17 protein-coding genes and 3 pseudogenes are annotated in these 24,539 nt (G+C 69.5%); 12 read left to right on the plus strand and 8 right to left on the minus strand.

Features of this window, described 5'->3' with window-relative positions:
- The first annotated feature begins 242 nt into the window (after nucleotides 1–242).
- The 5 genes and pseudogenes from AB0761_RS37000 to AB0761_RS37020 form a co-directional block, all read left to right on the plus strand.
- The gene (locus AB0761_RS37000) at nucleotides 243–1,037 is read left to right on the plus strand and encodes an isocitrate lyase/phosphoenolpyruvate mutase family protein (RefSeq protein WP_377273663.1); all 795 of its coding nucleotides are present in this window, start codon (nucleotides 243–245) and stop codon (nucleotides 1,035–1,037) included.
- A gap of 59 nt (nucleotides 1,038–1,096) precedes the next feature.
- Nucleotides 1,097–1,744, plus strand: coding sequence for a nitroreductase family protein (locus AB0761_RS37005; protein ID WP_377273664.1), 648 nt, complete (start codon nucleotides 1,097–1,099; stop codon nucleotides 1,742–1,744).
- A gap of 223 nt (nucleotides 1,745–1,967) precedes the next feature.
- A complete protein-coding gene (locus AB0761_RS37010) occupies nucleotides 1,968–2,876 on the plus strand; it encodes an NADP-dependent oxidoreductase (protein ID WP_377273665.1) in 909 nt (302 codons plus the stop codon).
- 398 nt (nucleotides 2,877–3,274) lie between these two features.
- Nucleotides 3,275–3,682: a pyridoxamine 5'-phosphate oxidase family protein gene (locus AB0761_RS37015; protein ID WP_377273666.1), complete on the plus strand. Its 408-nt coding sequence runs from the start codon at nucleotides 3,275–3,277 to the stop codon at nucleotides 3,680–3,682.
- Between the two features lie 111 nt (nucleotides 3,683–3,793).
- Nucleotides 3,794–3,967: pseudogene (locus AB0761_RS37020) on the plus strand (IS701 family transposase); the annotation flags it as partial.
- Nucleotides 3,968–4,130: 163 nt separating this feature from the next.
- Here AB0761_RS37020 and AB0761_RS37025 read toward each other — a convergent pair.
- The 3 genes from AB0761_RS37025 to AB0761_RS37035 form a co-directional block, all read right to left on the minus strand.
- The gene (locus AB0761_RS37025) at nucleotides 4,131–5,573 is read right to left on the minus strand and encodes a PLP-dependent aminotransferase family protein (RefSeq protein ID WP_377274511.1); all 1,443 of its coding nucleotides are present in this window, start codon (nucleotides 5,571–5,573) and stop codon (nucleotides 4,131–4,133) included.
- Between the two features lie 297 nt (nucleotides 5,574–5,870).
- Nucleotides 5,871–6,491 carry a zinc ribbon domain-containing protein gene (locus tag AB0761_RS37030; protein ID WP_377274513.1) on the minus strand — a complete coding sequence of 207 codons (621 nt, stop codon included), beginning with the start codon at nucleotides 6,489–6,491 and terminating at the stop codon, nucleotides 5,871–5,873.
- A gap of 479 nt (nucleotides 6,492–6,970) precedes the next feature.
- Complete coding sequence (locus tag AB0761_RS37035; protein ID WP_377273667.1) at nucleotides 6,971–7,603, minus strand: alpha/beta hydrolase; 633 nt, start codon at nucleotides 7,601–7,603, stop codon at nucleotides 6,971–6,973.
- 1,440 nt (nucleotides 7,604–9,043) lie between these two features.
- On the opposite strand from AB0761_RS37035, the gene AB0761_RS37040 reads away from it, so the two are divergent.
- Together AB0761_RS37040 and AB0761_RS37045 are read left to right on the plus strand one after the other, a co-directional pair.
- Nucleotides 9,044–12,931 carry a Pls/PosA family non-ribosomal peptide synthetase gene (locus AB0761_RS37040; protein ID WP_377274515.1) on the plus strand — a complete coding sequence of 1,296 codons (3,888 nt, stop codon included), beginning with the start codon at nucleotides 9,044–9,046 and terminating at the stop codon, nucleotides 12,929–12,931.
- Between the two features lie 55 nt (nucleotides 12,932–12,986).
- Nucleotides 12,987–14,335: pseudogene (locus AB0761_RS37045) on the plus strand (M1 family metallopeptidase).
- Nucleotides 14,336–14,722: 387 nt separating this feature from the next.
- Here the strand turns inward: AB0761_RS37045 and AB0761_RS37050 are convergent.
- From AB0761_RS37050 to AB0761_RS37065, 4 genes are read right to left on the minus strand one after another with little or no spacing between them, the layout of a single operon-like run.
- Complete coding sequence (locus AB0761_RS37050) at nucleotides 14,723–15,481, minus strand: amino acid ABC transporter ATP-binding protein (RefSeq protein ID WP_377273668.1); 759 nt, start codon at nucleotides 15,479–15,481, stop codon at nucleotides 14,723–14,725.
- Nucleotides 15,478–16,377, minus strand: coding sequence for an amino acid ABC transporter permease (locus AB0761_RS37055; protein WP_377273669.1), 900 nt, complete (start codon nucleotides 16,375–16,377; stop codon nucleotides 15,478–15,480). Before AB0761_RS37055 ends, AB0761_RS37050 begins: the two co-directional genes overlap by 4 nt.
- 1 nt (nucleotide 16,378) lies before the next feature.
- The gene (locus tag AB0761_RS37060; RefSeq protein WP_377273670.1) at nucleotides 16,379–17,314 is read right to left on the minus strand and encodes an ABC transporter substrate-binding protein; all 936 of its coding nucleotides are present in this window, start codon (nucleotides 17,312–17,314) and stop codon (nucleotides 16,379–16,381) included.
- Between the two features lie 12 nt (nucleotides 17,315–17,326).
- Nucleotides 17,327–18,880 (minus strand): amidohydrolase, encoded by a 1,554-nt coding sequence (locus AB0761_RS37065; RefSeq protein WP_377273671.1) that lies wholly within the window; start codon nucleotides 18,878–18,880, stop codon nucleotides 17,327–17,329.
- Between the two features lie 83 nt (nucleotides 18,881–18,963).
- Between AB0761_RS37065 and AB0761_RS37070 the strand changes: the two genes are divergently transcribed.
- Together AB0761_RS37070 and AB0761_RS37075 are read left to right on the plus strand one after the other, a co-directional pair.
- Nucleotides 18,964–19,851, plus strand: coding sequence for a LysR family transcriptional regulator (locus AB0761_RS37070; protein WP_377273672.1), 888 nt, complete (start codon nucleotides 18,964–18,966; stop codon nucleotides 19,849–19,851).
- A 33-nt stretch (nucleotides 19,852–19,884) separates the two neighbouring features.
- Nucleotides 19,885–20,207, plus strand: a pseudogene (locus AB0761_RS37075) (hypothetical protein); the annotation flags it as partial.
- 170 nt (nucleotides 20,208–20,377) lie between these two features.
- Here the strand turns inward: AB0761_RS37075 and AB0761_RS37080 are convergent.
- Complete coding sequence (locus tag AB0761_RS37080) at nucleotides 20,378–20,935, minus strand: hypothetical protein (RefSeq protein ID WP_377273673.1); 558 nt, start codon at nucleotides 20,933–20,935, stop codon at nucleotides 20,378–20,380.
- A 540-nt stretch (nucleotides 20,936–21,475) separates the two neighbouring features.
- Here AB0761_RS37080 and AB0761_RS37085 point away from each other — a divergent pair.
- From AB0761_RS37085 to AB0761_RS37095, 3 genes are read left to right on the plus strand one after another with little or no spacing between them, the layout of a single operon-like run.
- Nucleotides 21,476–22,234 carry a class I SAM-dependent methyltransferase gene (locus AB0761_RS37085; RefSeq protein WP_377273674.1) on the plus strand — a complete coding sequence of 253 codons (759 nt, stop codon included), beginning with the start codon at nucleotides 21,476–21,478 and terminating at the stop codon, nucleotides 22,232–22,234.
- A gap of 29 nt (nucleotides 22,235–22,263) precedes the next feature.
- Nucleotides 22,264–23,424 (plus strand): histidine kinase, encoded by a 1,161-nt coding sequence (locus tag AB0761_RS37090; protein ID WP_377273675.1) that lies wholly within the window; start codon nucleotides 22,264–22,266, stop codon nucleotides 23,422–23,424.
- 23 nt (nucleotides 23,425–23,447) lie between these two features.
- Nucleotides 23,448–24,125, plus strand: coding sequence for a response regulator (locus tag AB0761_RS37095; RefSeq protein WP_377274516.1), 678 nt, complete (start codon nucleotides 23,448–23,450; stop codon nucleotides 24,123–24,125).
- Nucleotides 24,126–24,539 lie beyond the last annotated feature (414 nt).

Raw genomic sequence — 24,539 nt, forward strand, 5'->3', positions numbered from 1 at the left:
ACCTCGCAGGTCACGCGATCGTGAAGATCAACTGGTCGCGATCGGTCGCCCTTGGACCGTTGGCGCCGCGCGATCCGTCACGGCTGAGCCCACGGATCAGAGATCGGCCAACGACTGTGAGGTGAGGCGTTCCTGACGGGTGACCTGCGAAGGACAGGCCCAGCCGGTCGACCCCTCACCGCTCCCAAACGATCATTCAGGAAAGGTTCGATATGCCGGGCTCCGAACTCTATGAGAAGTTCATGGCGCTGCACACCCGCGACGGTGGCCTCGTCATGCCGAACGCCTGGGACGGCCTTTCGGCGCTGGTACTGGCTGATGCCGGCTTTGAGGCGATCGCGACATCGTCGGCGGCGCTCGCCGCCACGCTTGGCCGCTTCGACGGACGTCACAGCGTCACCCGCGAGGAACATCTCGAACATGCTCGGCTGCTCGGCCGGGTCACCGGACTGCCTGTCAACGGAGACTTCGAGGACGGTTACGGCGTCACGCCCGAGGACGTCGCCACGACCGTGGAAGCCGCCGTCGAATTCGGCCTGGCCGGGATCGGGATCGAAGACACCTCGGGCAACCCCGATCAGCCGATTCGCGGCTTCGACGAGGCTGTCAGCCGCGTACGCAGCGCTGTCGACGCGGCCAAGGGGCGCATCGTCATCACCGGTCGCACCGACAACTTTCTTCACGGGCGACCCGACCTTGAGGACACCATCCGCCGCTTGACAGCCTTCGCTGAGGCGGGCGCCGATGTGCTCTACGCGCCGCTCCCGCCCGACCTGGAGGCACTCGTCGCGATCGTCGCCGCGGTCGCGCCGACACCGGTCAACGTCCTCATCTCACCATCGGACAAAGTGCTGACCGTCGCTGAGCTGCAGGGGGTCGGGGTCAAACGCATCAGCCTGGGCCCGGCGCTCTACACCCACGCCGCGGGTGCACTCGAACAGGCCGCTCGGGCTCTCGTCGCGGGCGATCTCGCCTCTGCGACGACAGGTATGAGCTTCGACCGCATCAACGAACTGCTCGCCCGCACCACGAACTAGCCAAACCCCACGACTCACCGCCCTCCCCCTACTGATCACACGACCAAAGGCAGGTTGACATGAATCTCGACAAGCTCATGAACAAGCACCTCACCAGGTACTTCGACGCCAGCAAGACCATCCCGGAGGAGACGCTCCAGCAACTGCTGAGGTTCCTGCGTTCGACGCCGTCGTCGACGAACATCCAGCCCAACCACTTCTACGTCCTCGCCACGCCCGAAGGTAAGGAGCGGCTCGCGGCCAACCTGGGCGAACGATTCCAGGACAACGGCGAGAAGATCCTGAACGCCTCACACACCGTCATCCTCACCACCAGGGCAGATCTCCCCGAGAGCCACCTGGACGCGGTGTTCGCCAAGGAGAGGGCCGACGGCCGGTTCCCCGGCCCGGCCAAGCACGATCTGTGGGAGTCAATGACCCGCGACTTCCTCAATCTGCGCAACTACGGCTACAAGGACGTGAACCACTGGATGGAAAAGCAGACCTACCTGGCCATGGGTCTGACCATGATGGCGGCTGCTGAGCTCGGCGTCGAAGCCATGCCGCTCGAAGGGTTCGACCCGACCAGCGTCGACAAGGCCTTCAAGATCCGCGAAACCGGACACACCACCACCGTGCTGCTGGCGCTCGGCTACCCCGACCCCACGAAGGTATACACCAGCCCGGTCTCGCGGTTCGAGCCCGACCAGCTGTTCACCTTCATCTGAACATGCACAGCATGGGGAACGGCTGAAGTACACAGACCGCGGACACCTCGATCCTCGCTGCCGGTCCAGCCCAGGGCCGGGGGCGAGTGTCGTACTCAGCACAACCCACGCCGATTATTTAGCATTAAGGCAAATATGCCTCAGCGCCAAAGTAATGCCGTGGAGTGAAGAAATGGCGGCCGGCCTGTACCCGCCGTCGGCCGGACCGAGTGAAGGGATAGCCATGAAGGCAAGCGGAGTGTCCGGACCCGAGGCGGACGTCGTCCTCCTGGAGGTGCCTGAGCCGCCGGCTCCTGGCGCTGGTCAGCTTCTGCTGGAGGTGGAGACGGCCGGCGTCGGTCCGTGGGATCAGTTGCTGAACGGTGCGGGCTGGGATGTGGGGCTGCGTCCGCCGGCGGCGCTGGGTGTCGAGGGCGTCGGCCGGGTTGTGGCCATGGGTCCTGACGTCGAGGGCTTTGCTGTCGGTGACCGGGTGCTTGCGCATGAGGCCCCGTTGCCCGGTGGCAGTGGCTTCTGGGCTGAGCGGGTGCTGATCACTGCGGCCAGTGCCGCGATCTGCCCAGCGGGGCTGGATCCGGTGCAGGCGGGCGCGCTCCCGATTGCCGGGCTCACGGCGTACCAGTCGCTGGAGGCGCTGGGACTCAACCAGGGACAACGGCTTCTGATCACCAATGGTGGTGGGGCGACCGGTGTGCTGGCCTTGCAGATTGCTGCTGCTCGGGGGATCGAGGTGACGGTGACGGCGTCCGCTTCGGCTGCTGAGCGCCTGCGTCGCCTGGGTGCGCTGGAGGTTATCGATTACCACGACTCGGATTGGACGGGTCGGGTTCGCGGCAGGTTCGATGGTGCGCTGATCGCTGTTGAAGGTACCGCGCAGGCCGCGCTGTCGCTGCTGCGGGACGGCGGGCGTCTGGTGTCACTGACCTCGGACGCGCCGGCGGAGGAGCGCGGTATCACCAGCACAGACCTCTACGTCCGGCCCGATGCCGCTCAGCTTGCCCATCTGGCGCAGGCGCTCGTGGAGGGGAAGCTGAAGCAGAACGTGGAAGCGCTCCCGTTGAGTGAAGGGCCGGCCGCTTTCGCCCGGGTGTCCACCGGGCAGGCCGGCGGCAAGAAGATCGTGCTCACCTGAGTACATCCACGACGGGGTGGCGCCGGGCCCTGGCACCGGTTCACGGCGCCCGCCGGACACGGCACGGCCGTGCCGTCCAGGCGGGGCGCGCATCAGGCGGCCGCGCCGATTCACCGTGGGGGGCGACCGCCGGTCGGGTTCCGCGTTCCGGAACACGTCCCCAGGAACAGCCGTACGGCCGGACGTGATCACAGACCGAGCGGCGGCGGACAAGTGGCGTCCATGCGATCGGGAAGCCCGCGCAACCGCGCAGAGCGAGCAGCCGGCGCTACGGCGGACCAAGCCATCGGCCCGCTGCGCCGCGCACTCGAAAAAGGCTGCGTCGTGACGGCCCGGGAGGCGGGGCACGCAGACGTGACAGGAAAGGTCGAGGAGCGATGGGAATAATCACTGAGGACATGCGGCAGATCGTCACCAGCGCCAAGCTTGCGTTCGTTGCGACGGTCTGCGAAGACGGCTCTCCGAACCTCTCCCCGAAGGGGTCCGTGCGCGTCTACGACGACGATCACCTGGTATTCATGAACATGGCCTCGCCCCGAACGGCGGAGAATCTGCGGCACAATCCGCGGGTTGAGGTCAACGTGATCGACTTCCTGCTCCGGCGGGGGTACCGCTTCAAGGGGACAGCCGAGATCCGCGAGGAAGGCGACCCGGTGTACGACTGGTCTCGCCAGTGGGTGCTGAATCCACGGCGATCCCATCTACCCGTGCCACGAGGCCGTACTCATTCGGGTGGACCGGGCGCTGCGGGTGGACTCTCCCGCGTACACGTTCGGGCACGCGAACGAGGACGACCTGAAGCATGAGTGGGCCGCCAACTACGGTGTGACATACGGGTGATGCGACATGAGCTGCCTGTCACGCAGGGCCCGCAGAAGATCACGATCTGTGGCCGCCCCTGCCTGACAGGCAGTGCGGGCCTGGACGACTTCCAGGTCCGCCGCTACGACGGCCGGCACCGCCACATCACCTTGGCCATGGCCGCCCACGCCTGCCTGACCGTCCTGCGCGACCGGAAGCTGGATACCGGGGAGACAGAAACGGATCCTCGGGCCTTGCCCCCCTCAGCCTTCCCGAGCTCAGACGCCTGATCGCCCGGCTCGCCCACCGCCGGCCGGCACCCCTCGACCACGTCCGGCACTGGTCACACTCGCGCCGCCGACGACAACACCAAACCCGCACCAGCCACTACGAACAACGCGGCCACACACCACCAGAACCTGCCCACCCATCACAGCAAAGACCGCTGCAGAACTAGGGCAGCACCCTGCACAGTGCGTCCAGTGCACCTGCCCACGCGCTGTCCGAGGGCGCCGCGTAATTGACCACCAGGGCGTCCCGTTCGGGCAACTGCCATCCGCAGTCCGCCACTTCGTAGCGGAACTGCGTCAACCCCCTGATCGCCAGACCTTTCCGCGCCGCAGCCTGGTCCACCGAGCTTTCGGTTCCACGCGGAAGTTCGAGGACCGTCTGCAGTCCTGCAGCCATCCCGGTCACACGAATGCCCGGTGCCCTCTCGCGCAGGACCTCGACCAATTGCTCGCGGCGACGCCGGTAGCGCAGCCGCATCGAGCGCACATGACGGTCGTACGCACCCGAGGCGATGAATTCCGCCAGCGTCAGCTGCTCCAGGGCGCTCGTCATGTAGTCGCCGTGCCCTTTGGCCGTCACGATCTCCGGTATGAGTTCCTCCGGCAGCACCATCCATCCGAGCCGCACCCCCGGCGCCAGGGACTTGCTCACGGAACCGAAGTACACCACCCGCTCCGGATCGAGGCTTTGCAGGGCACCCACCGGCTGACGGTCGTACCGGAACTCCCCGTCATAGTCGTCCTCCAGGACCAGGCCCCCGGTGGCACGTGCCCAGTCGACGGCTGCCGTACGCCGGTCCGGGCTGAGCGCGACCCCCGTCGGGTACTGGTGCGCCGGTGTCAGCAACACCGCCCCCACATCGCGCAGTCGCGCCAGGTCATCGATGCGTGCACCATGGTCATCGACACAGAGGGGCGGGGTGTGCAGACCGGCATTCGCCAGCAGGCCGCGATACAGGCCGAGTCCGTAAGCCTCGACGGCCACCCCTCGAACCTGCCGCACCCTGAGCGCCTGCGCCATCAGCGCCAGGCCGTGGTGGAAACCGGAACAGATGACGATCCGCTCCGGCTGGGCGTACACCCCGCGGGCCCGCGCCAGGTAGTCCGCGAGCGCGGTGCGCAGCTCCATCCGGCCGCGTGCGTCGCCGTAGCCGAAGGCGTCGTGCGGCGCGGCGGTCAAAGCCCGGCGGGCCACGGTGAGCCACTGCGTGCGCGGAAAGGTCGCGAGGTCCGGTGCACCCGTCTGCAGGTCGTACCGGGGACGGGGCTCATCCGGGCTTGTGCGGAGAGCCTCGGGCGCGGGCCTGTGCGGCTCGACCCGGGTGGTGGCCACCCGGGTGCCGGAGCCCTGCTGGGCGGTGAGCCAGCCCTCGGCGACCAGCTCGGCGTAGGACTCGACCACGGTGTTGCGGGAGACGCCGAGATCCGCAGCGAGTGAGCGGGAGGCCGGCAGCCGGCTGCCGGGCGCCAGCCGTCCCGTGCGCACGGCCTCCCTCAAGGCGTCAGTGAGCCCTGCACGCAGCCCGGGTCCGTGCAGCTCCAGATGCAGGTCGGCACCGAACGCGGGGGGCGGACCGGCCGCGGAATTGGTCCGGGAATCTGTCACGTAAATGAACCATACCCCCGTACCATCGACTGGCCAGTCGTGCCAATTGGCCGCGCTGCGCACCACCGCAACCTCGTCGCGGTGACGACCGCGCGCCGTGTCGTTCCGCGAGCGTGTTCGCCGCAAGCGCGGACTGGTCGGCGTGATCGTTTGTATTGATCTTGCCAAGCTGGGAGTTGAGACCCCTGGTCACATGCACGGCGATGCGGCATGGCCAGTGGTGGTGGCGGTCGCCGGCTTCCTCGGCGGCGGGCTGCTTCCCCGCCGGCCGGACCGCGACCACGCGAAAGCGCGAGGTCATGGGTCCCCTGCTGCCCTGGCGCGAGACCACCGGCCTGGCGGCGCTCGGCCCGCCTTCGGCGGCCGGTTCGGCGAGTGGGCGGACCGCCACCACGTAGGCCAGGCGCTGCGCGGCCAGAGCGAGCCGCAAGGGAGTGCTCCGCCTCCAGAGACTGTCCGCCCGATCTTGTGACTATCCGCTTGTGGGGTCGTTGGTCTGGTCATGGGGCGGGGTGATCTCAGGGATGCAGAGCGGGAGCGGTTGCGGCCGTTCTTGCCGGTGGCCGCTCGGCGCGCTCCAGGCGCTGGTGCCGGATCCGGTCCACTTGGGCCCGAAGCCTCGGCCTGCTCGACCGCGGCGAGGGAGACCTCCAGGGCGGCCGGTGCCATCGCCTGCAACAGCAGGACGGTGACGTGGCCGTCGACGAAGCGGCCGGCCAGCTGCTGGCAGGTGGGCCGCCCGTAGTGGCTCTTGGCGCGGGCGCACACATACCCCGGGTGCAGTTTCCCGCCTGCGCCGCGCTGGTAGCGCACGGTCATCCGCGTGCCGCAACGTCCGCAGACCACGAGCCTGGCCAGCAGTGCGGGGCCGTCGCGCACCGCACCGAGACTCTGGTCCCGTGACCGGTTGGCTTCCATCCGCGCAAGGTTCCGCTCGTGCTGGTCGACCCTGATGCAGGCGGGCAGCAGGCCCGGCAGGCGCACGAACCAGTCCTCGCGGCGGGTGCGGACCGGGCCGGGGCACGGCCGCCCCGCCTGGCGTCGGCGCGGGTCGCGTCTGCTGCGTCCGTAGACGTAGATTCCAGCGTAGGCCGGGTTGCGGAGCTGCAGTACGACCCGATTCGGCCTGCGCCAGGCAAGTTCCCCGCGTTCGGGGCCTTCCCGCAGCCGCACCCCGACGGCGGCGCAGGTATGGTCGCGATCACCCTCGGCGAGGCCCGGCGACTGTTCACCGGCCTCCCGACCCGGGCCACGACCGCGGCCCAGCACATCCTGTCCTGTTCCCGATCCCGCCGACGGCACCACCACGGCGCCCGCCGGGCCCACTGTCAACGATGCGAAGGCAGCATCGCCGCAGCCCACCGACTCGAGCTACGGATGTGTGCTGGAGAGTGACGTCAGGAACTGCCCGCGGTGCCGAGGTGCCGGGCAAAGAACCGGACAGAGCTGTCGATTTCGAAGGACGGGACTCGAAAGTGGCTGCCGGGGTTGGCATGCAGGGTCTTCTCGGTGGAGCCGAGTGCCTCGAACAGCTTCATGACGGAGTCCCGCGGATTCCCTTCATCGTCCCACTGCAGCAGGAACTCGACCGGGACGGTGATCTGCTTCGCGGCGTCGATGAGCCACTCGCTTCCGATGAGGCCAAGGACAGCCGCCGTGATACGCGGTTCGGCCGCGACGAGGCGGATGCCCATCTCGCCGGCATTGGACAGGCCGTAATACCCGACGGGCTGACCCTCGCCGACGGAGTCCAGCTTCTGGAGTTCGTCCAGGGTGGTCTGCCAGTCGGGTATGAGCTGTGACGCCACGACTTCGGCGAGGGCAGGCTCCGCCGGGCCGAAGGGCTGGCCCGCCGCCTTCCGTTCGTCGATGACCGCGACCAGCCGCCGGATCTCCGGGTGCTCGGGCCTGTCGCCGGTACCGGGCGCGTCGATCGCGGCAACCGCGAAACCGCAGGAGGTGACGTAGGGGAAGGCTCGGGAGACGACCTCCCATCCCTTCTTGTGCTGGCCACCGCCGTGCCCGATCAAGACCAGCGGCCGGGGGCCGGAGCCCGCAGCGGGCGTCCACAGCGCCCCAGGAATCTCCCCGACAGTGAAGAGCTGCTCGCGGACGCCGTCAGCGACAGTTTCTGAGATTATGCGCACGCGTACATGCCAGCAGACGCGCCGCCGACGTCGCAAGCGGATTACCAGGCGACCAGGCCGGAGAAGTGAGCCTGGCCAGGACCGGACGGCTGCTGCACCTCTTCACCGACCACCCGACCGACGTCGTCCACGCCCTGCCCTGGAGGCGACGACGCCACCAGTGGCAGCCCGCCAGGCCCACTACCGACGACGCGGACACTCGACCCAGGCCAGCAGCCAGATCTACGGCTGCAGTGGGACGGCGGCACTTCGTTCACGCGGAACTGCTGTGCGTCTGGTAGGCGCAGCGGGCTGGATGAATACCGACGTGAAAGACAGCCTCGGCGGACGAAGGGTCAGTAGGCACGGCGTCCGTGGCGGGCGCGGGTTCCGGTCCTGCCGGTTGCGCCGTGCGGGCCCAGTCGGCCGGCGGCGACCCGGGCAGACCGAGGCCTTCGGCCAGGCGGATCAGAGGCCGCGTCACCTGTGCGGCGGTCACGGTGGAGACCATCGCCCGGCCGCCTCCTCCCTCCGAGAGGCAGTCAGCAGGGAGCAGTGTCTGCCCGCGACGTCAGCGGCCCGGCGCCGGCGGATCCCACGCTGCGCATCCCGGACCGGCGCCACAACGCGGGCAGAGCAGCAGGTCTCCGGGCTGGATTCTCGCGCACCAACACATCCGCGATGAGCGGGGCCTCGCCCATGCAGGGCATACACGGTGTCGCGGACGTCAGACGCGACGGTGTACGCGTCGGCAGAAGCCCCGCCCCTCCACCGCGCTGCTGTCCCTGTGACCGACTGTGGGCCTGCGCCCCGCCGGGGACCAGCACAGCGCCCAGATGCAGGACCTGTTCCCGCATCCGGCGATCCTGGGGACTCCAGCCAACGTGCCGAAAGCCACCCGCCCCAGACCCAGCCGCCCCATAGGGTCGCACCCCCGCACCCCGCCACTCCGTCGGCGGGAAACAGCACAAAGCAGGCAGCCATCGACGCAGCAGGACCGAAGGGAAGACTTAAGATCAAGCTCAGTATGAGTCGGCTTGTCTTGCGCTGAGACCGAGTGACGTACACGTGGGCGACCTCACCGGTATTCCGCGCCGAGCATCTGCCGGGGGCGGGGATCGACGGGACAAGGAGCACATGGTGGTGACAGCGCACAGCGACACGCTGCGGGACGATGACCGGACCGCTGTCGAAGGCGACGGAACCGGGCGGATCCAGTCGGCTGAAGGGGCGGTCAAGGGGAGCGAGCCGGCCGTGGCAGACGGCACGGAGCCGCTCGATTCAAAGGCAGTGCTCGCCGCGACGCCGCAGGCCGGCGCCACCACCGTCGTCGACGGCTCGGCCGTGGTGGACGGAGGCGAGCCGATCGCGGGTCTACTGGCACATTTCCCCGGGCGGCCCGCCGCTGCGCCGCGAACACTGCTGGATGTCTTTGAGGCCACGGTACGGGCCCACCCGCACGAGGCAGCGCTCGACGACGGCCGTACCGCCCTCACCTACCGGACGCTGGCCGCCGAAGTCGAGGCGCTGCGCCAGCGGCTCGCGGCCTCGGGCGTCGGCGCGGGCGACCGGGTGGGCGTCCGGATGCCGTCGGGCACCAACGACCTCTACATCGGCATCCTGGCCGTCCTCGCCGTAGGCGCCGCGTACGTCCCCCTGGACGCCGAGGACCCGGACGAGCGCGCGGAACTCGTCTTCGGGGAGGCAGCGGTGAGGGCCGTCCTCGGGGCCCAGCGCCGTCTCACCCTGGCGGGAAGCGGTGCCGTCCGCGCCCCTCAGCGTCGTCCCGTGCCCGAGGACGATGCCTGGATCATCTTCACCTCCGGTTCCACCGGGAAGCCCAAGGGAGTCGCCGTCACCCACCGCAACGCGGCGGCGTTCGTCGATGCCGAGGCCGGGCTCTTCCTGCAGGAGGAGCCGGTCGGGCCGGGTGATCGGGTGATGGCGGGCCTGTCGGTCGCCTTCGACGCCTCCTGCGAGGAGATGTGGCTCGCCTGGCGCAACGGCGCGTGCTTGGTGCCCGTGCCGCGCTCCCAGGTGCGCAGCGGCGCAGACCTGGGCTCCTGGCTCGCCGAGCAGGAGATCACGGTGGTCTCCACCGTGCCGACGCTGGCCGCGCTGTGGCCCGCCGAGGCGCTCAATGAGGTGCGGCTGCTGATCTTCGGTGGCGAGGCGTGCCCACCCGAACTGGTCGATCGTCTGGTCACCGAGGGCCGCGAAGTCTGGAACACCTACGGCCCCACCGAGGCGACCGTAGTGGCCTGCGGCGCGCTCCTGACCGGTCAGGGGCCGGTCAGGATCGGCCTGCCGCTGGACGGCTGGGAGCTGGCCGTGGTGGACGAGGCCGGCGTACCCGTGCCGATGGGCGGAAGCGGCCAGCTCATCATCGGAGGCGTCGGCCTGGCCCGCTACCTCGACCCCGCCAAGGACGCCGAAAAGTATGCCCCGCTGGAGTCCCTCGGCTGGTCCCGCGCTTATCGCAGCGGCGACCTCGTCCGGGCCGAGCCCGACGGGCTGGTCTTCTTGGGCCGCGCCGACGAGCAGGTCAAGCTCGGCGGCCGGCGCATCGAACTCGGCGAGGTGGACGCCGCGCTCCAGTCGCTGCCCGGCGTGGCCGGCGCCGCCGCGGCGGTCCGCACCGCCCGGCACGGCAACCAGCTCCTGGTCGGCTACGTGGTGACCATCGACGGCTGGGATCGGGCCGCGGCCGTCGACCTGCTGCGCGCGCAGTTGCCGGCCCCGCTCGTACCGCTGCTCGCCCCCATCGACGTTCTGCCCACCCGCACCTCTGGCAAGGTGGACCGCGCGGCCCTGCCGTGGCCGCTGCCGGGCGCCGCGGAGGGTGGCGGGGAACCGGGCACGGCAAGCCCAGCCGTGCACCTCACCGCCACCGAGGCGTGGATCGCCGAGCAGTGGTCCGAGGTCCTCGGTGTGCCGGTCACCGACGGCCGCGACGACTTCTTCGCGATCGGCGGCAGCAGCCTGGCCGCCGCCCAGCTCACCACTCTGCTGCGCGGCCGCTACCCGGCGATCGCCGTACTCGACATCTACCAGCACCCCACTATCCGCAAATTTGCCCGGATGCTGGAGGGCGCGGCACCTACCGAGACCGGGGAGCGCGAGGTCTCGCCCGTACCGACCCGCGCCAAGATCGTCCAACTGCTCCTACTGCTGCCCCTGTTCACTCTGGCCGGGTTGCGCTGGACGGTCGCGCTGCTGGCCCTGGGCAACGTCCTGGCATGGTTCGGCGGGTTTCCGTGGGCGCCGACCGCCTCCTGGTGGCTGGTCACGGCCGCCGGCGCGGTGCTGTTCAGCCCGCCGGGCCGGCTCGCGATCTCCGCTGCCGGGGCGCGCTGTCTGCTGGCCGGGGTGCGCCCCGGCAGCCACCCGCGCGGCGGCAGCGTCCACCTGCGGCTGTGGGCCGCCGAGCGGCTCGCCGAGGTCGCCGGGGCAACGTCCCTGTCCGGAGCATGGCTGATCCGATACGGCCGTGCCCTTGGCGCCCGGATCGGCCCCGACGTGGACCTGCATTCGCTGCCGCCGGTCACCGGGATGCTCAAACTCGGCCGGGGTTGCGCCATCGAGGCGGAAGCAGACCTCTCCGGTTACTGGTTGGACGGGGACCGGCTGCACATCGGAGCGGTGAAGGTCGGTTCCTGCGCGGTCGTCGGCACCCGCAGCACCCTGCTTCCCGGCGCCCGCGTCGGCAAGCGAGCCCAGGTGGAGGCCGGTTCCAGCGTCATCGGGCAGGTGCCCACAGGCCAGCGCTGGGGCGGCGCGCCCGCCGTCAAACTCGGCCGGGCCGAACGGCGTTGGCCCAAGCAGCGCCCCCCGCGCCGGGCCCGATGGGCCGCCGCCTACGGCGCCAGCGGGTCCGGCCTGAGCCTGCTTCCGGTGGCCGCCGCGGTCGCCGCCCTCGCCGTGGCCAGCGCTATTGTTCCGGCCGACGTCGGCCTCAGCGGCGCGCTGCGCGGCGCATTGGCCAGCCTGGTGCCCGCCACCGTGGCGTTCGGGTTGACGTACGCCGTGCTGCTGTGGGCCGCCGTCCGGCTGCTGAGTATCGGCCTGCGCCCCGGCTGGCACCCCCTCCACAGCAGGTTGGGCTGGCAGGCATGGACGATCAGCCAGCTGATGGACGCGGCCCGACAGACACTCTTCCCGCTCTACGCAGGGCTGATCACCCCTGCTTGGTTGCGCGCTTTGGGCATGAAGATCGGCCGCCGGGCCGAGGTGTCCACCGTACTCGCGCTGCCGAGCCTTACCACTGTCGGAAACGGTGCCTTCCTGGCCGACGACGCCCTGGTCGCCCCCTACCAGCTGGGCGGCGGCTGGCTGCGGATCGGCGCCGCAGAGATCGGCGAGCGGGCCTTCCTTGGCAACTCCGGCATGACCGCCCCGGGGCGCATCGTGCCCGACCGCGGATTGGTGGGCGTGCTGTCGGCCACACCGAAGAAGGCCAAGGAGGGCCGCTCGTACCTGGGGATGCCGCCGGTGCGTCTGCCCCGCTCGGCCGACAGCGTCGATCAGAGCCTGACCTACGAACCGCCGGCCCGGCTGGTGTGGGCGCGCGGCCTGGTCGAGGTGTGCCGGTTGGTACCCGTCCTTGCGTCCGCCGCCCTTGCCGTCCTGACGCTGGCCGCACTCGCCAAGCTGGCCGAGGCCAGTTCCCCGCTGCTGGCCGCACTGGCGTCCGGTCTCGTACTGCTGACCGCGGGCACGGCGGCAGCCCTTGTGTCCATCACCGCCAAGTGGCTGCTCGTCGGAAAGTTCCGGGCCGTGGAGCACCCGCTGTGGAGCAGCTTCGTGTGGCGTAACGAGCTCGCGGACACCTTTGTCGAAGTGTTGGCAGTGCCCTGGCTGGTCGGCTGGGTGCCCGGCACCCCGGTGATGAGCCTGTGGCTGCGCGGGCTGGGGGCCACGATCGGCCGGGGCGTGTGGTGCGAGAGCTACTGGCTGCCCGAGGCCGACCTGGTCACCCTGGAGGACGCGGTGAGCGTCAACCGGGGCTGCGTTCTGCAGACCCACCTCTTTCACGACCGGATCATGCGGATGGATACGGTGATCCTGCGCGCGGGCTCGACGCTCGGACCAGGCGGCATCGTTCTGCCGGGCGGCAAGATCGGCGCCCGAAGCACGCTGGGACCGGCCTCACTGGTCATGCGCGCGGAGTCCATTCCGCCGGACAGCCGGTGGCTGGGTAACCCCGCCGAGGCCTGGTCCAGGCAAGGATGAGGCACGGCTCGATGCAGCACGGTCCGTCCGCGGACCACGAGGGAGAACTGGACCGTTGAGTCAGAAGCAGACAGCCGCCCCCGACCCGGACCCTTACTTCCCCACCCACGGTGACACCCGGTACCGGATCACCGCTACGAGCTCGCGCTGGCCTACCGGCCCGCGACCAACCGGCTCAGCGGCACTGCACGCCTCAGCGGTATAGCCAACTGCGGGCCGCTGCGCGAGTTCTCTCTGGACCTGGCCGATTTTCGGCTGAAGCGGGTGACGGTCGACGGCCGTACCACGCACTACAGCCACCGGGACGGCAAACTGCGGATTCGCCCGGCGAAAGCCCTGGAGGCAGGGACGGCGTTCACCGTCGAGGTGCACTACACCGGTAACCCGGCGCCGATCCGCAGCCACTGGGGCGGTCTGGGCTGGGAGGAACTGACCGACGGCGCCCTGGTCGCCAGCCAGCCGATCGGCGCCCCCTCCTGGTATCCGTGCAACGACCGCCCTGGAGACAAGGCGTCCTACCAGATCTCCCTCACTGCACCGTCCTCGTACACCGTGGTCGCCGGTGGCCGGCTGCTGACCAGGACCACCCGGGCCAGCAGCACCACCTGGGTGTACGAGCAGCCCGCGCCCACCTCCAGCTACCTGGTCGGCCTCTCCGTCGGCCGGTACGAAACCGTGCGGTTCGCCGACCAGGCCCAATCGCTCGACACCCGCCCGCCGGTGCCGCAGACGGCATACGTGCCGGCCCGGCTGGTACCGGAGTTCACCACGGACTTCGCCCGGCAGCCACGGATGATGGAGTTCTTCGAGGACGTCTTCGGGCCATACCCGTTCAATGAGTACGCCGTGGTTGTCGCGGACGAGGAACTGGAGGTCCCGGTGGAGGCGCAGGGGCTGGCCACGTTCGGGGCGAACCACCTCGGCGGGCGACGCGGCTCGGAGCGTTTGGTCGCCCACGAACTGGCCCACCAGTGGTTCGGCAACAGCCTCACCGTCGCGGACTGGCGACACATCTGGCTCAACGAGGGCTTCGCCAAATATGCGGAGTGGCTCTGGTCAGAGCACGCCGGAGGCCCTTCGGCCCAGACCCTGGCCGCCCGGGCGCACGCCAATCTACGGTGGCACCAGCAGGACCTACGGCTGGCCGATCCGGGACAGCGGTTGATGTTCGACGACCGGCTGTACGAACGCGGTGGACTCGCAGTCCACGCCGTGCGCTGCGCGCTGGGCGACGGGCCCTTCTTCCGAATGCTCAAGCGCTGGACGGCGATCCACCGCCACGGCCTCGTGACCACCTCCGACTTCGCCGCCCACGCCCAGCAGTACACCGCCCGGCCGCTCGGCCTGATCATCGACGCATGGGTACGGCAGCCCGCGCTGCCACCGCTGCCCGGCGCGGAATAGGTCAGCGGACCGCCCGCCGGACCCTGTGCTGCAAGCGGAGCCGCTGGTCGCAACGGATGCGGCCTCGGGGATCAGCGGAACCCGTGGTTGTCGGCGAGATTGATTACGGTCCCTGGGGTGCCACCCCTGCCTGCTACCGGTCTTCTCCCGAGAGTCCGAGAGGGCGCCGGGCTTCAGCCCGGTGGTGAATCGGACTCCCGCGGCGCGGGACCGGATTGGGCGTGCCGCCAAGTGGTTGGCGAACCGCAGGTTGGGCGGCCGGCCTGCAGACCCACACCCCACCCGCAGCACTCAACCGAGCCCCCGTCCACGAAACTGGCTGGCTCGCTTTGGGGGATTGCCCTCGGTCGGGGGCTTGCGGCGCAGGGTCACCGCGGTTGGCGGCCCTCACAACACGGCGGCAAGAAACGTCTTCGTGCGGGGATTGCGGGGGTTGGTGAGCAACTCGGCTGGGGTGCCCTGTTCGACGGCGGCGCCGTCTGCGAAGAAGGTGAGGGTGTCGCCGACCTCCCGGGCGAAGCCGATCTCATGGGTGACCACCACCATGGTCATGCCGTCCCGGGCAAGCTCCTTCATCACCTCCAGCACCTCGTCGACGAGTTCCGGGTCGAGGGCCGAAGTCGGCTCGTCGAACAGCATCAGGGTCGGGTTCATGGCCAGCGCTCGGGCGATGGCCACCCGCTGTTGCTGTCCGCCGGAGAGCTGGTGCGGGCGCTTGTGCGCGTGGTCGGCGAGGCCCACCCGGTCCAGGGTCTCCATCGCGCTCGCCCGGGCCTGGGCCGGGTTTCGACCGAGTACATGGACCGGGGCGCAGGCCACGTTCTCCAGTGCCGTCTGGTGGGCGAACAGGTTGAACCGCTGGAAGACCATGCCGATCCGGGTTCGGAAGGCGGCGTACTCCTTCGGCGACCACGGGTGGTACTTGCCGTCGTGCAGGCTGTACCCGACCTGTTCGCCGAGTACCTCCAGGCTGCCGCCCATGACGGGCTCCAGCCCGTTCATGCAGCGCAGAAAGGTCGACTTGCCGGAGCCCGACGGGCCGATGATGCAGCTCACCTCTCCAGTGGCGACCGTGAAGTCGACGCTGTTGAGCACCTGCACATCGCCGTAGCTCATCCGGACCCCGCCGGCGGTGACCGCGTTCATGCCGTCACCGTCCGCCGGGGGAGGATACGGGCGGCCAGGCCACCGGGACGTACCAGGCGCACGGCGTCGGAGCCGAATCGCTGCTCCAGCCTGCTCTGCAGGAAGGTCGCAACGGCGGTCATGACCATGTACCACAGGCTTGCCACGATCAGCAGCTCCATGATCAGGTTGTTGGCCTTGTAGATCTGGCTGGCATTGGTCATCAGGTCGTGACCGGCCACCACATAGACCAGGGAGGTGGTCTTGAGCATCGAGATGAACTCGTTGCCCGTGGGAGGGATGATGATCCGCAGGGCTTGGGGCAGCACGATGATGCGCATCCGCTTGGCAGGGGTCATACCCAGCGCGTAAGCCGCCTCGGTCTGTCCCCGGTCGACTGCCTGGATGCCGGCGCGCACCGTTTCGGCGAAGTACGCCGCGAGGTTCAACCCGAGGCCAAGCATCGCCGAGGTGAAGCCGGTCATCACCTGGTTGGTGTCCCATCTCAGACCGATGTCGGTGAAGGGGACCTTCAGCACCAGCGAGGGGAAGAGGAACGCCAGGTTGTACCAGAAGATCAGCTGCACCAGCAGCGGCGTTCCGCGGAAGAACCCGATGTACAGCGTGGCCAGCCAGCGCAGTACCGGGCTGTGCGCGAGCCGCATCACGGCGAGCAGCACTCCCAGGCCAAGGCCGATGACGGTGGCCAGGACCGAGATCTCGACGGTCACCGCGATGCCGGAGAGGATCTCCTGGTCGAACAGGTAGTGCCCGACCTGGCTCCAGTCCAGACGTGGGTTGGCCACCACCAGGGTGGCCAGCCATCCGAAGACCAGGAGGGCGCCGCCGCCGGCCAGCCAGCGGCCCCAGTGCGATGAGCGGGCAACCGGTACCCCGCTGATGGGTTCGCTGCGCACGTTACTTCCCGCCGTTGACGACGGCCGAGGCGACCGCCAACTGATCCAGGCCCCAGGCGTGGAGGATCTTGCCGTAGTCGCCGCTCTTGATCAGCGAGTTCAAAGCCGCCTGGACGGCGGAGACCACCTGCTGGTTGTCCTTGTTGATGCCGATGCCCCAGGGGCTCTCGGTGCCGGGGACGGCGATGGCGTCGGTGCCGGTCCTGGGGTCGGCCGCTTTGGACGCCGCGACGACGTAGTCGGTGATGTTGGCCTGCGCACGGCCGTTGCCCACCTGGAGCAGAGCCTCCTGGTCGCCGGCGAACTTCAGGATGCCGGCTGCGGCCTTGCCGCTCTTCTTGCAGGCAGCGGAGACCGAGTTGGCCAGCGCCAGCGACGAGCCGTTGTCCACCACGGAGATCGTCTTGCCGCAGAGGTCGGCCGTGGTCCGGATGCCGGCCGGGTTGCCCTTCTTGACCAGCATGCCGGCGCCGGCCTGCACGTAGTCGACGAAGGACACCTTGGCCTGGCGCTCGGCGGTGTCGGACATCGACGACAGGATGACGTCGTAACGGCCTGTGAGGACGCCGGGAATCTGCGCGTTGAAGTCCTCGTTGGCCACGGTGACCCGGGTGCCGAGCTTGCGGGCGATGGCACGGGCGAGGGACGGGTCGAGTCCCACCGGGGTCTTGCCGTCGCCGGCGAAGATCTCCATCGGGGGATAGCCGACTGAGGTCGTCACCTTCAACACGCCGCCCGGCACCTTCCCGGCCAGGGCCGGGTCCGGGGTGATGGCATCGATGACGGACGCGGCCTTGTCGTCGGCGGGCGCCTGGTCCAGGGAGGCCGTGGCGGAGGGCTGGTCGGCGGCCTTGGCCGAGCCGTTGAGGCTCTGCGCGCCGCACGCCGAGGTCGCTGCGATGAGCAGCACCGTGCCCAGGGCGATCCGGGTCTTCACGAGGGTGGCTCCTTACGATCTGCGCCAGCGGACTTCGCCGCCGACGACAGTGGTGAGAACCTGCGTGTGCAGGACTGGGTCGACAAAGGGATCCGTGTCGACCGCGATGAGATCGGCCAGCCGGCCGGGCGCGAGGACGCCCTTGACGGCCTCCTCGCCACTGGCATAGGCGGAGCCGAGGGTGTGCGCAGTGAGCGCCTCCGCCATGCTCAGCCGCTCCTGCGGCTGCCATCCGCCGGGCGGCGTGCCGTCCGACCTGGTGCGGGTCACCGCCGCGTGCAGGGCGGGGAATGGATTGGGGTGCTCCACCGGGGCGTCCGACCCGAAGGCCAGCGGGACGCCCGTGTTGAGCATCGTGCGCCAGGCATAGGACGACAGCTGCTGCTCCGCCAGGAGCGAGTCGACCAGGTCGATGTCACTGGTGCAGTGCACCGGCTGCATCGAGGCCACGACGCCGAGCCTGGCCATCCGCAGGATGTCCGCGCGCCGCAGGTGCTGCGCGTGCTCGATGCGGTTGCGCAGCCTACCCCGGGTGCCCACCTCCTCATACGCGTCCAGGACGAGGTGGTTGGCCTGGTCGCCGATGGCGTGCGTGGCCACGGCGATGCCCGCCGCGTTGGCGCGGCGGATGAGCCGCAGCAACTCGTCATAGGGGGTGACGGCTATACCGACGTTGTGCGAGTCACCTGAGAAGGGCCTGCTCATGTGGCAGGTGTGCGACCCCAGCGCCCCGTCGCTGAACAGCTTGACCGGCCCGGTGCTGAACCATGCGTCGCCCTGGCCGGTGAAACGGCCCTCCTCGATGGCCGCGTCCAGATGCTTGACCGGGATCGCCTTGTGCACCCGCAATTTGAGCTCACCGGCGCCGTACATCTCCAGATACGCCGCCCGGCAGTCCTCGCCGTCGATGTCGTGCACACTGGTGAGCCCGAGCGCCAGCAACTCCTCCTGGGCCGCGCGTAGTTGCGGCCGCAGCTCCCCCCCGGTCATCAGCTCGCGCAGCGGGTAGGAGGCGGACTCCCGCAGGATGCCGGTCGGCTCGCCGGCGGCGTCCCGGGCGATCTCGCCGCCCACCGGGTCCGGCGTCGTGCGGTCGATACCGACCATACGCAGCGCCACCGAGTTCACCCAGACCGTATGACCGTCGATACTGGGCAGCGCCACCGGGCGATCGGGGCAGACCGCATCGAGCGCCAGCCGGTCCGGCTGCACGGGTCGTTCCCAGGTGTTGCTGTTCCAGCGGCCGCCGAACAGCCACGCTCCGGGAGCCAGCCGCATGGCGTGCTCCGAGATCGCCGCCAGCGCCTCCTCCAGGCAGCGGGCGTCCCGCAGGTCCACCTCGCTCAGTCCGCGGGCGTAGTTGGCGGTGTGGATGTGGCTGTCGTTCAAGCCCGGCAGAACCGCGGCCCCGTCCAGGTCGACGAGCTCGGCCGACGGCCCGACGGCCTTGCGAACCTCCGACTCCTCACCGGCCGCGACGATCGTCTCGCCGTCCACAGCCAGTGCCTGGACCAGCGGTTTCGCACGGTCACCGGTATAGATTCGGGCGTTGCGGAATACGTGCATGCGGGGAACTGTAGGGTTCCAGGCTGCCCCTTCAGAACCCCCTTCAAGACGACACTCGGAATGCCTGAGAGTAAGGATTACTTATGCTCAAGCCAGAGCATCTGCTGACGCTCCGTGAGGTCGTCCAGCGCGGTTCCTTCGCCGCTGCCGCCAACCGGCTCGGCTACACGGCCTCCGCCGTCTCCCAGCAGATGGCAGCACTGGAGCGGGAGACCGGGGTACGGCTGTTCCACCGCTCGGCGCGCAAGGTGCTGGCCACCAGCGCCGCCGAGGTCATGGCCAGACACGCCGCCATCGTCCTGGCCGACATCGACCGCCTGGTCGCCGCCGTTGAGCAGGAGCACCGCAATACCATCCGCGAGATCCGCTTGGGCGTCTTCCCCAGCTTCGGCATGCATGTGCTGCCCGGCGTCCTCCAGCAGACGGGCACCGCGATCCGGCTGTCCGTGGCCGAGCCGTCGCAGCTCATCCCGGCCTTGGGCACCGGCGGCGAGCTGGACGCGGCCGTGGTCTACCAGGTGGGGAACTCCGGGCTCGCCTGGCCCTCGGTCCTGCACCGCCATTGGATCGCGGAGGACCCCTTCCGCCTGGTCGTTCCCGCCTCATGGCCGACGCTGGCACCGTACCAACCCGAGCAGCTCATGGACCTGCCGTGGATCATGCATCAGCCCGGCAGCAGCGACGCCCTGTTCTTCGACGGCGTCTTCGCAAGCTGGAGCCTGCACCCCAGGGCCGCGGGCTATTCGGACGACTTCGGCACCACATTGGCGATGGTCGGTGCCGGTATGGGCGCCGCGCTGGTGCCCTTGCTGGCACTGCGCGGCCACAAGGACGACGTGAGCGTGATCGAGGTGCCCTGGCTCAACATCAGCCGGAGCATCTTCGCCCTGGTCCACCCCGACCGCGAAACGGCCGCACTGCGCTCCCTGCTGGACACGCTGGTACTCGCCAACCCCGAGGCGGCGGCATAGCCGCCGACCGCGCCAGCCAGCCCCGGGCCTTGGCCGCCGCCTCCTGCGGTACACGTGCTGTCGCGTCCGGCCGACGCTGAGACGGTCGATCTGCGGGTCTGGCCGGCCCCGGGCGTGCTCGTGATCTTCTGTCCGACGTCTGCCGCGGAGATCGACTTCGATGTCGACCTTCGCGAGCTGCAGGGCCAGGAAGGAGTGGACATGCTGTGCCGGTTGTCGGCCGGCGGCTGGGCAAGCCGGTGACCAAGGCCGCCGAAGGCGACTACGGGAACCCAGTGCTCGGGTTCGATCCTGCGGCCGACTGCGTGGTGCTGATGGCGGACCCGCAGCACGGCCAATCCTCCCCGCGCTCGTGAGGATGGTCCTGGTCCGCCAGTTAGAGATCCTCGTGCTCGCGTGGCTGCTCCCTGTGCCTGCTTTGCTGTGTTTCGCGCAGGAGCGTTTGTTACCTGGGACCACGCTGGTGCGTCGTCCACGGCCACTGCTGACGGCCGCCCCACCCTGGCCAGATCTCGCGGTTGCGCCGTCAGCCCGGTGAGTTGGTGAGCCAGGTGGTCCGGCGTGCCCTGTCCTCGGGCGGCAGCCCGCACTGCAGACCGTTCTCGTCGGCGGCGTTGAACACCCACAGGCCTGTGTCGCCGAGCGCGAGGACCAGGCCGGTCACCACCCACGCCGATGACACCCTCCCGCTGCTCGCATCGGTCAGGCGCAGGTCGTACTCGGTGACGCCGACCCCCGTCACCACACGCCCCACTGCCTCACCCATAGCCGGGTGGGCATGGCTGCGCCACTGCAGGGTCCACTCGTTCCACCACGCCGCACAACTGGCGACGTCGACGGCAGCCTCAGTGACGGACAGCAGGTCGAGCTGATTGACGCACATCGCGATCTGCCGCTCGCCGAAGGCAAGCAGGACAGGCAGGTCAGCGAACCACTCGTCCTCCTCGACGATCCACACCCCCCACGCTCCGCCGATCGCCTGACCGACCAGCCCACGCAGCCACGCCCCTTCGAACTCCACGACTTCGGCCGCGCTGCGCCACCAGCGCGGCTGCCACCCCTCGATGCCCCATGTTGCGTCCACACGATCCAGCCCACACCTCGGCATGCCCCGTGTGCCACCCGATTTCCGTGGCTGACGATGCCCCGAGACAGGACCGCCCGGCCGACGCCGGCGGCCGGGTCCGCCCCCGGCACAACCCCTGTAGCTGTCCCAGTATCGGCTGGGAGCGGTCCAGCACTCGGATCTGCAAAGGTGGTCAAGATCTGATGGCGGACGGGATGCAGTCGAGAGGACAGGGCCGTCAGCCGGGTTGCCTTATTTGACCAGCACGCCGGCGCCGGTCTGCACGTAGTCGACGAAGGACACCTTGGCCTGGCGCTCCGCGGTGTCGGACATCGACGACCGGATGATGTCGTAGCGGCCTGTGAGGTCCGAAGCCCCCCGTTGCGCGCCACGAGGGTATCGGCGGATCAGCGCCGGGACCTGGCCGCGGTTCTGCGCCGGGCTTTGCTCCGCGCCGCGCCGGAATCCTTGACCAGGATCTGGCGCGGCGGCCGGCACTGGTTACGAGGGGAACATTTCTTCAAGACACCAGGGAGTCGCGCTTGTGATGCTGCGAGTGTGTCCAAGAACCTCGTCTGCTCCCCGTTCCCGTCTCTTCAGCGGCCTCGGTACGGTGTCGACGCGCCGGCGGTCCCGGCTGTCAACGGTGCCGCCGGGCTGGCCTGCTGCCTGGCCGCCGCCCGGTGGCGGCGGGGATGGATCACGGTGGCGGCCGGGGGAGCGGTGCTGCTCGCGTTCACTGTCGTTTATCTGCACCGAACGCTGCGCGGCAAGCTGCGCGTCTGGGAGCGGGAACTGGACCGGATCGGCCTGAAGGGTGACGAGCGGCTGCTGGATTTGGGCTGCGGTCGCGGCGCGGTACTGATCGAGGCAGCCAGACGGCTCCCCTCGGGACGCGCCCACGGCGTGGGCCTGTGGTCCGGAAAGGACCAGAGCGGCAACAATCCCGAAGCCACGCTCGGCAACGCCGCCGCGGCCCGGGTCGCCGACCGGGTGGAGGTGCACACAGCCGACATGACCGCGCTGCCGTTCGCGGACGGCTCCTTCGATGTCGTGACAAGCGCACTGGCCATCCACAACATCCCGTCGACCGAGAGCCGCTACCGTGCGGTGGACGAGGCCATGCGGGTGCTGCGCCCGGGCGGGCAGCTGCTCATCGCGGACCTCTGGTGGATGGCCAGGACGTATGCCGCGCACCTCGGGCAGGGCACGCTGCGCCCACTCGGGCCCGCGTACTGGTACGGCGGCCCGTGGCTCGGCATCACACTGCTGCATGTCGTCAAGGTGCGCCGGCCGGGAGGCACGGATTCATGCTGACTGCGGCCGCGATTCCTTGGAGCAGGCTGATGGCCAGGCAGCAGTTGTTGCTGCTGATTTCGTCGCTCAGCTCGATGGTGCTGTTCACGCTTGCGACGATCCCCGCGGCCGTCCGGATTGGGCTGAGTTCTCACCAGCCGCTGAGCTGGCTGGTCACCGTCGTGGTCTACGCACTTCTGGTGGTACGCCGGCGGTTCCCGCTCGGCATCGTGGCGGTCGCCGTCATCGGATCGGTCGTGCTGATGGCCGATGGGATGGCCTACCCGCTGACCTTGCTGGCGCTCTTCGGCGCGCTGTACGGGGTCGCGCTGGAATCCTCCCCGGGCCGGGCGCTCGCGGTCGGCGCCACCGTCAAGGCGACGCTGCTCGCCGGCTCGCTCATCACCCATCCCGGCATCACGGGCGTCGTCATCGTGCTGTGGGCGGCGCTGGCGGTCACCACCGGCAGCGCCGCCCGCAGCCACCGTGCCTACCTCGCCGAGGCCGAGGAGCGTGCCAGACGCGCCGAGCAGACCAGGGAGGACGAGGCAAACCGCCGCGTCACCGAGGAACGGCTGCGAATCGCACGGGAGCTGCACGACGCCGTCGGCCACCATGTCGCCCTGATCAACGTGCAGGCTGGCGCGCTGGCCTGTCTGCTCGACGACGAGGACCGATCCCAGGCCATGGAGTCGGTCACACATATCCAGCAGGCCAGCGAGGAAGCCCTCGAGGAACTGCGACTGACCGTCGGGCTGCTGCGCGAGCCCGGCGCGGCCGAGCCGGCCGAGCCGGCGGAGCCAGTGCCGGGTCTTGACAGGCTGGGAGAACTGATCTGCTCATTCGCCGGCGCGGGCCTGCGAGTCACCCGCGAGGTGACCGGTGAGGCCAGGCCGTTGCCCGAGGCAGTGGAGCTGACTGCCTACCGGGTCATCCAGGAGTCGCTGACCAATACCCGCAAGCACGCCGGCTGCGACACCGCGGTGGTGCGGCTTGGATACGCGCCTGGGGCGCTCAGGCTGGCGGTCGAGGACGAGGGTACGTCGGTTGCTTGGAGCGGCCTGCGCACGCCCGGAGGACACGGCATCGTGGGCATGCGGGAGCGGGTGGCTGCCGTGGGCGGACGGCTGGCGGTTGGGCCCCGGCCCGAGGGAGGCTACCGCGTCTTCGCCGAGCTTCCGCTGCGAGCGGCCGGGATGGAGGGCTCATGAATGGGACCGCGTCCGCCGCCACGGTGCCGATCCGTGTGGTCCTCGCCGACGACCAGGATCTTGTCCGCGCGGGCCTGCGGCTGGTGATCGATCGTGCGCCAGGGCTGACAGTCGTGGGCGAGGCAGCCACCGGCCACGACGCGGTCCGGCTCGCCCACGAGGCACGCCCCGACGTCGTCCTGATGGACATCCGGATGCCAGGCCTTGACGGGCTGGCCGCAACCCGGCGGATGGCCGCTGACGACAGCCTCGCCGGAGTGCGGGTGCTGATCCTGACGACGTTCGAGGTCGACGAGTACGTCTTCGAGGCGCTGCGGTCGGGGGCCAGCGGGTTCCTCGGCAAAGGCGCGCGCCCGGAGGTCCTGATCGAGGCGATTCGCACGGTCGCCCGCGGCGACGCGCTGCTTTCGCCGTCCGCCACCCGGGGCCTTGTCACCAGGTTCCTCACGCTGCACGACAGCGAGCCGGTTCGCCCCTCGCCGCTGCTTGCCACCCTCACCGATCGCGAGCGGCAGGTGGTAGCCCTGGTCGCCGATGGCATGTCCAACACGGAGATCGCCTGTCAGCTGACGCTCAGCCCGCTCACCGTCAAGACCCACGCCAACCACGCCATGACCAAGCTCGGCGCACGCGACCGCGCACAACTCGTCGTTCTTGCCTATCAGACCGGCCTGGCCAGCGCGCCACGTCCCCGTCCATGAGCGTCCCCGTCGCCACGAGGACGACCACGAGCGCCGTACCGGGGTACCGCCGCAGGAGAAGCGCCGCACCGCTGCCGGGCAACTGAGAGCCGCCACGCGACCGTGACCCCGTTCGGGACAGTGCTGCTGGTCATCGGCAGCCGAGTAGCCCGGCGACGGAAAGGGGACGGTTGCTTTCCCATGTACTGCGACCGGGACGAGGACAGCGCGAGGTAGTTGCTGAGGTATCTGACCGCGATGACCTGCACTGCCCGGTGTTCACTGGCACCAGCAGCAAGGACTCTTCGGGCTGGATCCCTGATTGCCGAGCCGGTGAAGGACGACTTCTGCAGCGTGCCGGACCGGGATGCCGCACTGGCGGGACCCTCCGAAGTGATCGGCGCACAGCTGGGGGGAGATCCACGAGCCGTACAG

This window comes from Peterkaempfera podocarpi (assembly GCF_042466665.1).
In the GTDB taxonomy this organism is placed as follows: domain Bacteria; phylum Actinomycetota; class Actinomycetes; order Streptomycetales; family Streptomycetaceae; genus Peterkaempfera; species Peterkaempfera podocarpi.

Excerpts from the sequence above, each read along its gene's own strand:
- AB0761_RS37070 (WP_377273672.1), top strand. The coding sequence starts at position 18,964 with ATGCTCAAGCCAGAGCATCTGCTGACGCTCCGTGAGGTCGTCCAGCGC.
- AB0761_RS37090 (WP_377273675.1), top strand. The coding sequence starts at position 22,264 with ATGGCCAGGCAGCAGTTGTTGCTGCTGATTTCGTCGCTCAGCTCGATG.
- AB0761_RS37050 (WP_377273668.1), bottom strand. The coding sequence starts at position 15,481 with ATGAACGCGGTCACCGCCGGCGGGGTCCGGATGAGCTACGGCGATGTG.
- AB0761_RS37000 (WP_377273663.1), top strand. The coding sequence starts at position 243 with ATGGCGCTGCACACCCGCGACGGTGGCCTCGTCATGCCGAACGCCTGG.
- AB0761_RS37005 (WP_377273664.1), top strand. The coding sequence starts at position 1,097 with ATGAATCTCGACAAGCTCATGAACAAGCACCTCACCAGGTACTTCGAC.
- AB0761_RS37065 (WP_377273671.1), bottom strand. The coding sequence starts at position 18,880 with ATGCACGTATTCCGCAACGCCCGAATCTATACCGGTGACCGTGCGAAA.
- AB0761_RS37015 (WP_377273666.1), top strand. The coding sequence starts at position 3,275 with ATGCGGCAGATCGTCACCAGCGCCAAGCTTGCGTTCGTTGCGACGGTC.
- AB0761_RS37010 (WP_377273665.1), top strand. The coding sequence starts at position 1,968 with ATGAAGGCAAGCGGAGTGTCCGGACCCGAGGCGGACGTCGTCCTCCTG.
- AB0761_RS37030 (WP_377274513.1), bottom strand. The coding sequence starts at position 6,491 with ATGGAAGCCAACCGGTCACGGGACCAGAGTCTCGGTGCGGTGCGCGAC.